This window comes from Arsukibacterium tuosuense, assembly GCF_900215315.1.
Taxonomy (GTDB): domain Bacteria; phylum Pseudomonadota; class Gammaproteobacteria; order Enterobacterales; family Alteromonadaceae; genus Alishewanella; species Alishewanella tuosuense.
Window position 1 is genome coordinate 748,332 of sequence record NZ_OBEB01000001.1, and the last position, 11,972, is coordinate 760,303.

At 51.1% G+C, this 11,972-nt stretch carries 11 protein-coding genes; 5 read left to right on the top strand and 6 right to left on the bottom strand.

Annotated features, from left to right (window positions below):
- Nucleotides 1–48 precede the first annotated feature (48 nt).
- Complete coding sequence (locus tag CRO03_RS03480) at nucleotides 49–1,230, bottom strand: dienelactone hydrolase family protein (RefSeq protein ID WP_212682319.1); 1,182 nt, start codon at nucleotides 1,228–1,230, stop codon at nucleotides 49–51.
- Between the two features lie 173 nt (nucleotides 1,231–1,403).
- Between CRO03_RS03480 and pelA the strand changes: the two genes are divergently transcribed.
- Together pelA and CRO03_RS03490 are read left to right on the top strand one after the other, a co-directional pair.
- Complete coding sequence (gene pelA, locus CRO03_RS03485; protein ID WP_097110144.1) at nucleotides 1,404–2,573, top strand: pectate lyase; 1,170 nt, start codon at nucleotides 1,404–1,406, stop codon at nucleotides 2,571–2,573.
- Between the two features lie 180 nt (nucleotides 2,574–2,753).
- A complete protein-coding gene (locus tag CRO03_RS03490; protein WP_097110145.1) occupies nucleotides 2,754–4,910 on the top strand; it encodes a tetratricopeptide repeat protein in 2,157 nt (718 codons plus the stop codon).
- A gap of 12 nt (nucleotides 4,911–4,922) precedes the next feature.
- Here CRO03_RS03490 and CRO03_RS03495 read toward each other — a convergent pair whose 3' ends face one another.
- The 3 genes from CRO03_RS03495 to CRO03_RS03505 form a co-directional block, all read right to left on the bottom strand.
- Nucleotides 4,923–5,717, bottom strand: a complete 795-nt coding sequence (locus CRO03_RS03495; RefSeq protein ID WP_097110146.1) for a hypothetical protein — start codon at nucleotides 5,715–5,717, stop codon at nucleotides 4,923–4,925.
- Between the two features lie 38 nt (nucleotides 5,718–5,755).
- A complete protein-coding gene (locus CRO03_RS03500) occupies nucleotides 5,756–7,087 on the bottom strand; it encodes an esterase/lipase family protein (RefSeq protein WP_097110147.1) in 1,332 nt (443 codons plus the stop codon).
- Between the two features lie 125 nt (nucleotides 7,088–7,212).
- Complete coding sequence (locus tag CRO03_RS03505) at nucleotides 7,213–8,142, bottom strand: M14 family metallopeptidase (RefSeq protein ID WP_097110148.1); 930 nt, start codon at nucleotides 8,140–8,142, stop codon at nucleotides 7,213–7,215.
- Between the two features lie 290 nt (nucleotides 8,143–8,432).
- On the opposite strand from CRO03_RS03505, the gene CRO03_RS03510 reads away from it, so the two are divergent.
- Nucleotides 8,433–9,407 carry a glutathione S-transferase family protein gene (locus tag CRO03_RS03510; protein ID WP_097110149.1) on the top strand — a complete coding sequence of 325 codons (975 nt, stop codon included), beginning with the start codon at nucleotides 8,433–8,435 and terminating at the stop codon, nucleotides 9,405–9,407.
- Nucleotides 9,408–9,524: 117 nt separating this feature from the next.
- Entirely contained in the window at nucleotides 9,525–10,316 is a 792-nt protein-coding gene (locus CRO03_RS03515; RefSeq protein ID WP_097110150.1) for a substrate-binding periplasmic protein, read from the top strand.
- Here the strand turns inward: CRO03_RS03515 and CRO03_RS03520 are convergent.
- Together CRO03_RS03520 and CRO03_RS03525 are read right to left on the bottom strand one after the other, a co-directional pair.
- Nucleotides 10,313–10,849, bottom strand: coding sequence for a DUF924 family protein (locus tag CRO03_RS03520; RefSeq protein ID WP_097110415.1), 537 nt, complete (start codon nucleotides 10,847–10,849; stop codon nucleotides 10,313–10,315). The two genes, CRO03_RS03515 and CRO03_RS03520, sit on opposite strands and share 4 nt — an antisense overlap.
- A gap of 9 nt (nucleotides 10,850–10,858) precedes the next feature.
- Entirely contained in the window at nucleotides 10,859–11,449 is a 591-nt protein-coding gene (locus CRO03_RS03525) for an acyl carrier protein phosphodiesterase (RefSeq protein WP_097110151.1), read from the bottom strand.
- Nucleotides 11,450–11,549: 100 nt separating this feature from the next.
- On the opposite strand from CRO03_RS03525, the gene CRO03_RS03530 reads away from it, so the two are divergent.
- The gene (locus CRO03_RS03530; RefSeq protein ID WP_097110152.1) at nucleotides 11,550–11,972 is read left to right on the top strand and encodes a glutaredoxin family protein; all 423 of its coding nucleotides are present in this window, start codon (nucleotides 11,550–11,552) and stop codon (nucleotides 11,970–11,972) included.

Here is an 11,972-nt window from a genome sequence, read left to right on the forward strand (position 1 = left end):
ATCACGCTGGACATATTTTGAAACACTTTAGATTTGCGGTAGGTGGCACTATTTTCCGGTTTGTAATTGCTGCGCCAGCCAGGCAAAGGCCTGCTGCTGTTGCTGTGCAGTAAACTCATGGCCATATTGCGGCCACATTTTAGTGGTCAGGGCAGCGCTGGCATCATAAGCCTGCCAAACCTGCGTCATCCGCTGATAAGCTGCGTTGACACCCTCGACCGGCATCAGCGGGTCCTGGCCACCATTAATAAATAACATCGCTTTGGGTGCCGCCAGGCTGGCCACATCGGGAATATCAAGCTGGCCAGCCAGGCCCGGATGCAACATATAAAAAGCCGACTGCCCACCCACTATATTATTGCCGGGCACCAGCAGCTGCTGATAGCGATTAAGCCAGGCCACAGCAACGCCGGCTTTAATATCATCAGTTAACGCCGCCAGCTGCCAGGCCCGAAATGCTCCCATCGAAAAACCCAGCACGCCCAGCCGTTCAGGGTCTACCGCCGGCAGCTGCCGGATAAACCGCACCAGTTGTAAATCTTCGAAGGCGGCAAAGCCTGCCAGCGAACGGCCCATTAATAAAAAGTTACTTGCCAGCGCCTGTTGTTGTGCAAACTCAATCGGCCCGCGGTCACTCCAGCCCAGGGTATCCGCCGCGACCACCAGGTAGCCTTGTTTTGCCAGCTCATCGCCGATAAAACGCCCGGAAAAATAGCGCTCGCTCCATTTGCCGGCGGCCGCCAGCCGCGGATCATCAGCAAAAGGCCGGATCATTTTTTCTTTACCAATATCAAAGCGGGCCCCGTGGTCGTGCAACAGCAACATGGCGGGCAGCGGCCTGGCCGGTTCTACTTGTTGTTCCGGCCTTAACAGCAGCAGGTTGGTCCTGCTGTGGCTGGTTAGCTGTACCGACCAGAGTTCTGCCCGATAGCCATCACGCTGTTCAGTTTTCAGCAGTACCGGCGCATAATCGACCACTTGTTCTGGCCACAATAAACTTTGCCGCAAAATGGCGCGGCCATTATCCCGCCACTGGCTCAGCTCAGTAAAATTGCCAGAAGCCCAGCTCGCCGGATAGCGTTGTTGCTGCTGTAACTGCTGATAAAAGTCAGGTAAGGCTGAATCGGGTGCAAGTGCATTGGGCGCTAAGGAGACGGGATCGGCGGGCGTGCTGGCAGCCGCTATCACAACCGGCCAGTGGAACAGTAAAACGAGCATTATTTTTAACATGGTTTAACCTGACAGAGCACTATGAGTAGCTACAGTAGCGCAGCAGCCCCCGCACTGACAGCTGCAATCAATGATTAATTCCATATACGAAGCAATGCGGTCGTTATCAGCAAAAGCCCTTGAATGATTGTTAGCAACGCCTTAGCGTGGCTCATTATTATCGGAGCGAATCTATGTTTGCGTTACCTGTGTTACTGCTGTGTTTATGTTGCCTGTTATCGCCCTTTGCTGTTGCCGAAACGGATGAGGCTGCCTGGCAGCACTATTACCAGCAATCGGCCCAAACGCTGCAAAATGATACCGCCGCTATTCAGGCTGAATTAGTCCGGCTTGGCCAAAATAAAGCGGCATTACCAGCGCCTGCCCGCCGTTTTGGTTTTGATAACAATGTCCCTGCCAGCTGGTATCAGACAGCGGAAGGCACCGCCCTGCTACAAAGTATGCTGAGTTTACAAACGCCGTCGGGGGGCTGGTCAAAACGCACCGATATGAGTCAGCCGCGCCAGCCCGGCCAGCATTTCGGGGTCGAACCCAATTACGTGCCTACCTTTGATAACAGCGCTACCACTACGCAGCTGCGGGTACTGGCCCGGGCTTACACTGCCACCAGCCAGCAAGAGTATGCCAGCGCTTTTTATCGCGGGTTACAGCTTGTTTTCAACGCGCAGTATCCTAATGGCGGCTGGCCGCAAACCTACCCGCTACGCGGCGGTTATCACGATCATATCACCCTGAATGATGGTGTTAGCGCCGATATTTTAAACCTGCTGCTGGATGTCAGCAGGCAAACAGGCGACTTCGCCTTTGTCAGCGATACTATCCGGCAACAGGCCAGCCGGCGATTTGACCATGGCATCGCCTTGTTGCTTAAACTTCAGGTCAATACTGCTGCAGGCATGACTATCTGGGCCGGTCAGTATCATCATCGCAGCCTTACCCCTGCACCTGCCCGCGCTTATGAAATGGTGGCGCTGTCTACTGCCGAAAGTGCAGCAATTACCCGGCTGTTAATGCGGATTGAACAGCCCTCAGCGGCGGTAATAAATGCTGTGCAGCAGGCCGCCAACTGGTTTTTACAGCATCAACTGGCAGATAAGCTGTGGCACCCGACTAAGCGGGTATTGCTTGACCGGCCCGGCAGCCACCGGATCTGGCCGAGGTTTGCCGAAATTGGCAGCAATAAAGCGCTGTTTGCCGACCGTGATGGCATAGTGGTTTATGATGTCCATCAGGTATCACTGGAACGACGCCTGGGTTATGGCTGGTATACCGATACGCCGGAGCAGGTTCTCAGCCATTATGACGCATGGCACCGGCAACATGCTGCGACAACACCGCGCTGATCCCGCTGCATCTGTTGCTAAAGCAACCCAAACGCCTGTTTAACAAACTTTTCGTGGCTTTGCTTGGTGAAAATTGCCAACCCCTGCTAGGCTTATCCGGTTAGGGTTAAGCTGCTAAATTATCTTAATTTAATATAATAAGCTCATAGCGGCACAGCGGGTGAAGTCAGGGAGACAACAGTGAAAGTGGTAATGCGGTTTTTATCAGAATTACGCCGGCGTAAAGTTATTCAAACTCTTATCCCCTTTCTGGGCCTGATCTGGCTGCTATTACAAATTATTGCTGTGGTCACCCCGTTACTTAATTTAAGCCCGCTGGTGGCTACCAGCCTGACCATCTTTTTATTCGCCTGTTTCCCGGTGGTATTTTACCTGTCATGGTATTTTGATATCACGCCACAGGGCATTAAAGTAACTGAAGTTGACACCACTGAAACACCTAAACCACTGGGCCTGAAATGGTGGCTGGGGTTTGCGGTGGTGTTTGCCGGCTCTATTATGCTTGGCTATCACTATTTTAATAGTGCCCGTACCGATTATGTTAAGCGAACCGAGGGCCTGGTCAGCAGCGTTAAAGCCTCATCTATTGCCGTATTGCCGTTTCGGGATCAAAGCCCCGATAACGACCAGCAGTACCTGGCGGCCGGGGTTACCGAAGAGCTGGCCAGCCTGCTTGGCCAGATGTCCGGACTGCAGGTTGCCTCGGCCAGCGCGGGTTTTAGTCTGGCCCGCCAGAATTTACTGCCGGTCGATATTGGCAAGCGGTTACAGGTCGAAACCTTACTCAGTGGCAGCATTCACAAAAGCGGTAACCAGTTGCGGCTGCGGGTGGAGTTAATCAGTACCAGCGACGGTATGACCCTGTGGACCCAGAGCTTCTCACGAGAGCTTACTGATATTTTTGCCATTGAAACCGAAATTGCCCGGGCCATTGTTAATCTGCTGCAGGAGCGCTATCTGGCAGCCGGCAGCCTGAAAAACCTGAACAATACCGCCAGCAGTGATGCCTACCTGATGTACCTGCGCGGCCGCGAGCAATACCGGCTGCAAACGACCGAATCTATTAAAGAAGCCCGCCGTTTATTCGAGCAGGCTATTGCGTTGGATCCGGAATACGCGATGGCCTACGTTGCATTGGCCGACACCATTATTTTACTGGCTGAGGGCAGCGCCGGCTTTGGTATTTTAAAAGCCGATATTGCTGCTACTTTAGCAGAACAGCATTTGGCCAAAGCCCTGGTACGGGCCCCCGAACTGGCCGAAGCCCATGCGGTGCGTGGTCTGATGCTGTTTTATTTAAAAGGTGAAACTGACGCTGCCCTGCCGGCGCTAAATAAAGCACTAAGCCTGAACCCCAGTTTAGCCAGCGCTCACTTGTGGCGCTTTGCTGCACTGGAGCAACTGGGCCGCAGCCAGGATGCCTGGCAGGCACTGCAGCAGGCGCATAAACTCGACCCGATAGCCATTACCCACCAATATAATCTGGCCTTTAAACTGGCGGAACGTGGTGAGCTAACAAGTGCTGAGCAGCAATACCGCCAGCTAATCGCCGACTTTCCCGACTCGCCCATGGGCTACGCAGGCCTGGCGGACTTGCTGACCCAGACTGGCGAGTTGGCAGATAGTCTGAACTATTGGCAGCAGGCTTACCGCTTATCGCCGGATAACAGTAACTACCATCGTAGTGCGATCGGACTGCTGATCGAACTGGATATGCTGGAAACGGCAAAGCGACAAACTTCAGACCCACGCTACGAACCAACATTTCTGCTGCGTAGCCAACAATATAATGAGTTGTTTTCATTAATAGCATTTCAGCTATCCGCTAACCCAGAAGATCCCTGGGTGGCATTTGAAGCCGGCTGGTATCAGTTATTAGTGGGTGATAAGGAACAAGGTATTGAGCTACTGCTGCAAGCACATCAGTATTTTGATCCCAGCGACTTACTGAGCCTGCCGATGTGCAGCCCCGCCTTAGAGATTGCCTGGGCTTATCAACAGCGCAAGCAAGCTGAAGCCGCGGCAAAATTACTACAGCAGTGCAATGATAGCCTGCCACCAGCGGGCCCCAATGGTTATCAGGATATTTACCGCCGTTACCTTAATGCCCGGTTGGCGGCATTACAAAATCAAACAGCCAAAGCGTTAAGCGAACTCACTGCAGCAGTAAACCAGGGCTGGCGTCAATGGTGGAGCCGGCATGACCCGTTACTGGCGCCAATAGCCGATACAACGGAGGCGAAAGCTTTATTCAATACCATTGAGCAAGGCCTGCAGCAGCATCGGGCGAAAGCGGCGGCTAAGCTGCAAACTACATTACCTAACTCGCCTGATTAGCCTGTGTTTTAATTAAACCCGGCCCGCCCGGCGATACAGTAATAACAACAGCAACGAAAACAAACCAAATGTTGCCGGTTCAGATACCGCCAGCGGCAGCACCACAAACCGCTCAGGATCGCTGGTTACCAGCCAGCTATCGCCAAAACTGCTGCCAAAGCGAAAACAACCTCCCAGCTCCGGAATACAGGCCGGCTCGCTGATCAAGGTGTCAATATTGTAAAACACATAACCGTCGGGTGCGGTGATATCCAGGCTGGCCGTTAAGGTATACTCACCCGGCAGTAAACCAGCTGGCATGGCGGCATTCATATAAATCTCGCGCCGGGTTTGTAAAACTAACCCCTCTTCGACTTCCACATCCGCCCCGCTAAATACCCAGGAGTCGGAGCCATTACTGATAGTCCAGCTTAGCAGCGACTGCGCGTCGGCAAAAAAACTCTGGGTATAACCAAACAGGTCCAGCATTTCCCCCTGATAAAACTGCCAGTAGCAAGGGTCACCTTCAAAGGGGGTATTGCCATCCAGATAGACGATACAGTCTTCTTCCGGCACCGCCGAAATATAATACTCACCAGGGCCTCTGCTTGCTTGCGGCACCCCGGCGGCATAATATTCTTCCCGTAATAAACCGACCACCAGCTCGGTCTCCGGCACCATGGTTACCCAGGTCGGGAAACTAATCGAAATACTGCCTTTACCGGCATTGCGGATTAACTCAGCTTCAGCAGCTGCGCTATACACTAATAAAGATAACTGACTACACACCAGGGTAAGAAATAACAGTATTGCCTTAACATTGTTCATATTTAACTCCTTGTTAAATACAGTGACGGCGCCAAGTGTTAGCGGCGCAGTTTAAATACACTGGCATCAATACTGCGCTGCATCACCACTTGCAGCAGCACGGTCTGGTGCGGTACAAATACCCAATCGATATTATCCGGTTCCAGCTTTAAACCGGCAGTGTCGGTGGCGGCAACACTGGCATAACCGACCGGCTGGCGTGGTGGTTTGTAATGCGGTTCGGCATTAAAGCTAAGGTACAACTTGTCCAGCTGATAGCGCTGGCGCATTTCGGTAAGGGTAGCCAGATTAAAATACAGGGTGCGATAAGCCGCGTTGTCACTGTAGGCATGCACCCCGCATAAAAACTGCTGATACAGCTGCTGCTCAAATTTCTCGTCTTTTTTACCGGTGCGGTAAAACTCGACAAAATAATCCTGCACGCTATTGGCCAGGTGATCAGTTAGCTGACAAACTACCTGGCTGCGCTGCGGGCTGCGCTCTGCTGCGCCGGGGTCAAGCGAAATAATCTGTTGCTGCCAGCCGAAGCTGTCACCGACACTCTGATAATCGGTATCTTCCACTTGCAGGGCCTTTGCCAGAATAGTTTCGGTTAGCGGGTTGCGGGGCCCTTTGTCTTTAAACACCAGGGTGCTGTGATTTTCTTTGTCCATAATGGCCAGCGCGATATCGCCTTTACTCTGGCTGTAGCGCAAACTGCCGGGTAATACACATTGCTGCTCATCCAGCGCCAGCTCTATCCGGCTGCAATTCAGGTTAGCGCCGCTGATCCTAACCGTGCCGTCTGAACCCGGTTCGTTAGCAATAGCACTGACCCCGGAATAACCGGTATTGCCAATCATTACCGTAGCCAGAATTTTGCCAGCGCCGTACCAACTTTCTGCGCCAAATAAATCCTGAAAGGCCAGCTGTTGACTATAGGGTGAGGCTAACTCCAGGCCTTTTAAAATCTGGGTGCCGGTCTGAAAACCGGGCTGGCCCCAGCCTTTAATGGCGCGGCCGAAAAAGCTACGGCCTTTATGGGCTAAATGCGAGCCAAAATTAGCCGGCGCCATCATCACAAAGCGTTTTACCGGGTTATGGCTGGCGCTGTAAAACTGGGTCAGCCATTGCCGGGCCACCAGGGCGCCGGTGCTGTGCACCACTATATCAATACTGCGGTCGTCGGTGGGCAAACCCATCTCATGCCAGGCACGCTGCATGGCCGTGGCTAAATCGGTATAGGTAACATCGTCGTGCATCGACAGCCAGTCACCCAGGTGTAAATGCACGGTCTTTTTATTAGGTAACTGCTTGATAAATCTACTGACAGCGGTAAAAGAGCGACTATTGTCGCTCCAACCGTGTAAAATAATAACCGGGTTGTCCATGTTGTCTTCCTTGTTGCAAACCGGAAAACCAGACATCACCCGCTATGTATGCAGATCTTGGTCAAAAAATTAAAACGCCAAACCAGTATAGCAAGCTTTATTAACTATGCGCTGATAGCGCAGTATTAATGGCCATTCGCTTTTAAATAGTCCAGCGCCGCGACAATGGCGACTACCTGCGCCTCAATACACTGCTCCGGGCTGGCATTCGGACTGTCCGGGTACACTTCGGTCGTGGTGACATAACGGGCATCGGTAATACCCCCGCATAAGCCCAATGCTTTTTTCGGGTAGTTGACCACCCCGGGCTGACTGATTGGCTCGCCAATTAAACAGCCGTTACTGTCTGCCGGTGCTATCTGGGTAACCTGGCTGACCGCCTGATTAATTGCCTGCTGAAAATCAGCCACCGGCTTGGCGCTGTCGCCGACTAAATAAAAGCCGTCGGGGATATCCCAGTTGGTATTAACCTCACCATCGCGTGCTGCTTTTGCCGGCCGGAATTCGCTGTTATCCGAGTCAGTAGTCTCATGTAAATCGATATGGGCCAGGATGGGTTGCTGTAGCTGTTGTAAATAGCTGACCACGGCCGCAGCCTCCGCTACCGGGCTGTCGGCAGTAAAATTGCGGTTCGGGTCCAGCGCTAATGGGTTCCAGCGGTTAATGGTTTCGTAGCCCCAGGGGCTGATACAAGGCAGCACCACTAAATTAAAGTGCGAACTATACTGGCTCGCTGCCGTTTGCAAAAACCGGATAGCCCCCTGCACGCCGCTGGTTTCATAGCCATGTACCCCACCGGTAACGATCACAGTCGGTTTATCCGGGTTGTCACCATTACTAAACGCATACAACGGATAAATGCTGGCACCATACTGGCGGTAATCCAGCTCAGCATATTGCTGACGCGCAAAGCCGGGCGCGACCTGCTCCAGCCGGGCCAGTACTTGTTGCTGATAACTGCGCCGCAGTTGCTGGCGGGTCAGCCACTGTGCTTTTTCTGCCGGGCCCCAGGGCTGTCCCGCTACTCCAATATCGTATTCCTGACTTACCGTCATACTGCTCACTCCTTTTTAAATCTTAGCCTACGCTAGCGCTTTTTAGCACGACAGGCAATTTGCCGTCGTTAGTTTATCAATTCGCTGCGTTTAATCATTAATTCGCTGCGCCTGGTCACTAATTCGCTGCGCTTAGTCATCAATTCGCTGCGCTTGGCGGGCGCCCGCTGCTGGCTGAAACCCGCTATGTTCTAATTTGTCGAATAAACCTGCCACTATTATCAGATAGCCGTTACCGGCTCAGTTGGCTACAGTGTGAATAATATTCAATACTTAAACAGGAGTCTGACATGGGTTTACTGGTTAACGGTAACTGGCAGGATAAATGGTACGACACCGACAGTAACGATGGTGAATTTAAACGGGAAAGTGCCCAGTTGCGAAACTGGATAACCAGTGACGGCAGCGCTGGCCACACCGGCGATGCAGGCTTTAAAGCAGAAAAAGGCCGCTACCATCTGTATGTTTCACTGGCCTGTCCCTGGGCACATCGCACCCTGATTTTTCTGCAGTTAAAAGACCTGACCCAGTACATCAGCGTGTCGGTTGTCAGCCCTGATATGCTGGAACATGGCTGGGAATTTGATCAAAGCAACCATAGCACCGGCGACAGTCTGTTTAACCATGACTATTTACACCAGCTGTACACCCGGCATCAGGCGGATTACACCGGTCGGGTTACTGTGCCGCTGCTATGGGACAAGCAGCAAAACCGCATTGTCAGCAATGAATCAGCAGATATTATCCGCATGCTGAACACAGCTTTTAATCAACTTACTGGCAATAACCACGATTTTTATCCGGCAGATTTACAGCCGCAAATTAATGAGATTAACGAGCTGGTTTACAACAACATTAACAATGGCGTCTATCGCTGCGGCTTTGCGACCCGCCAGCAAGCTTATGAAAAGGCCTATCAGCAGTTGTTTGCTGCCCTTGATAAGGTTGAATCGATATTAAGTAAAAACCGCTACCTTACCGGCGAACTGCTAACCGAAGCAGACTGGCGCCTGTTTACCACCCTGATCCGCTTTGACGCCGTGTACCATGGCCACTTTAAGTGCAATAAACAGCGGCTGGCCGACTACCCGAATCTTTCTGGATTCACCCGCGAGCTTTATCAGTGGCCCGGTGTGGCAGATACCGTTAATTTCTATCATATTAAACGGCATTATTATTTCAGCCATACCATGATCAATCCAAGCCAGGTGGTACCCGCCGGCCCCGATATAGATTATCAGCTGCCCCATGGGCGGACAGGCTGACCAGATGATAGGGAAAGAATATTTTATTAAAAATAATCTGAATATGGAGCTATACTTTTTAGAATAAAATTATTTAGCGTTGTCATTGATTAATGTTATTAACTAGAGTGGGGCTCTATGCAAACCACCTTGTTTTATTCTTGTGCCAGTAAACTGGCACAATATCTGTTGGTTAGCAGCATACTGGTAACAGGATGCTGCGCCAGCTTCAGCTTGCTTTGCCAAACCCTGCGGGTTGCGGTGCCTGATTATCCCCCTTATACCTATGTCCAGAATAAAGAAATTGCCGGTGAGGGTTATCAGGCATTTACCGACTTAATGGCTGAACTGGGTGTCGAATACCACGCTGAAGCAGTACCGCACTTTGGCCGCTCGTTAATCGATATGGAGAATAAGCAGCTGGATGCCATGTTGCTGGCTACCGAGAGCCCTGAGCGCAGTGCGCTGGCTGAATACTCCGAGCCTCTTTTTTTTACCGACTGGGCCTGGGTTTGGTTGGCAAAACGGCATGATATTCAGCCAGACAGCGAGCAATTTAAAGACCTTGCTGTTGTCTCAGCCCAGAAGAACAGTAATATCTACCGCTGGTTAGCCCTGCAGCAATACCAGATAACCCCGGGTACCAGCGATATCAGAGGGTTATTTAATTTGCTGGACCATGGCCGGGTCGACGCCATTATGCTGCCGGCATTAACCGCTACCACGTTAATTAATAAATATCAGCGCGATAAAACGCAATACAATATTCATAAACATATTCAACTGCCTTACGGAATTTATATCAGTAAAGCCTATCTCGCCGATAACCCGGATTTTATGCGGAAATTAAACCGGGCAATCAAAAAATATAATGCTGCCAGACAGCAACCGGAAAAAAACCGAACTGACATCGCCGCACCAAAAAACTAAAAGCCGGAACCGGGCTGTTTTAAAAACTCAAGCTCTGCAGCTGTCGATGTTCTGCGCAATATCGCATTGCGATGCGGATAGCGGCCAAAGCGGTCGATAATAGCTTTATGTTTCAGTTCAAACTGGTAATTAGTGTCCGGTGCATGTGTTTTATAAAGCGATTCTGCCAGTTTATGAATCGTTGGTGATTCGCTGTGCATATAGGGCAGTAATAAAAAGCTGCGCTCGTCTGCCGACAGATGTTGCAGAACGCCTGCTGTCACAGCTTCCTGCGCCAACACCAATGCCATGGGATCCTTCGAGAACGCTGTCGCGGTATCGCGAAAAATATTGCGGGAAAACTGGTCGAGCACAATAATTTCCGCCAATCGGCCTTTGGCATCATTACGCCAGTGATACAACTCGCCGCTGGCAGCTTGTTGCAGTAAGTCACCAAAACGGCTGGCGATCAACTGATCAAATTGCGGGTCTTTGGCCCACCATTGGCTGGGGCTGATTTCTTTGAACCAAAAATCTAAAATTTGCTGCGGCATAGTCATTCCCTATTGATGCTGTTCAATTGCCAGTTGCTGGATATGGTGTTGCAGCTGCGGATAAAACTGTAAAAAGTCGTGTTCCAGCGCTGCATAGCGCGGGGTAATTTCAGTAATAATACCGCCAAAGTTATTGGCAAAACGGATGCGGCTGGCAATATGATCCAGCGCCTGACCCAGCCGTGGTAGCTGCTGATAACTGGCAAACCAGTCATTGCTGCAAACCCGTTGCATGGTTTCACGCATTGGCACCGGCATCAGCGGCATTGCCCCACTCAGTTTAAAATATAAACGCGCTTTGTACTCTCCGAAAGGTTCAGGGTAAAACTGCTGCCAGTGCCGGATTAAAAAATGGTCAAACAACACATCCAGTGCCACCGCAGCAAACCGCCGCCGTGCTGGCGAAAATTGGGCCTTGGCGGCCTTAACCAGCGGATGATGGTCAGTAAAACGGTCAGTAGCACGATGATTATAAAGCCCTGCTTTAATGGCCGGATGCAGGGCCTCAACACAAACCCCTTTACAGAAGTCACCCAGCAGATTACCCACCAACGAGTACTGATTAGGTTTTGCTAAAACTGCATGGGCCAGATAATTCAACTCAATCCTCCTGCTATTCAGCACAGCCTATCGCAGCTAGGCTACCGTACCAAGATAATGATACAATAGCGCCCGAAATTAATTACCTGCAGAGTGAATAATGCGTTTGTTTGTTCGTTTATTTTTTCGTTTAATCCGACTAATTCTCACCCCTTTTATGCTGCTGTCTGAATGGTTAACTACGCCAAAGGCGATAAGCCGCAGCCCAGAGCAACAACTGAAGACAGATCAGGCTTGTCAGCAACTGGCGTTGTATCAGTTTTCTGCCTGTCCGTTTTGCATTAAAGTACGCAAAGAAATGGCGCGGCTGGGGCTGAATATTGAAAAACGTGATGCGCAGCATAATGTTTCGCACCGCAACGAGCTGCAAAATGGCGGTGGCCGGGTGAAAGTACCCTGTCTGCGAATTGCTGCCACCGACTCGCCAATTGAGACCGAGCGCAACGTGCAATGGTTATATGAGTCAGACGATATCATTCGCTACCTGCGCCAGCAATTTGCCGGCGATACGACAACAAAATAA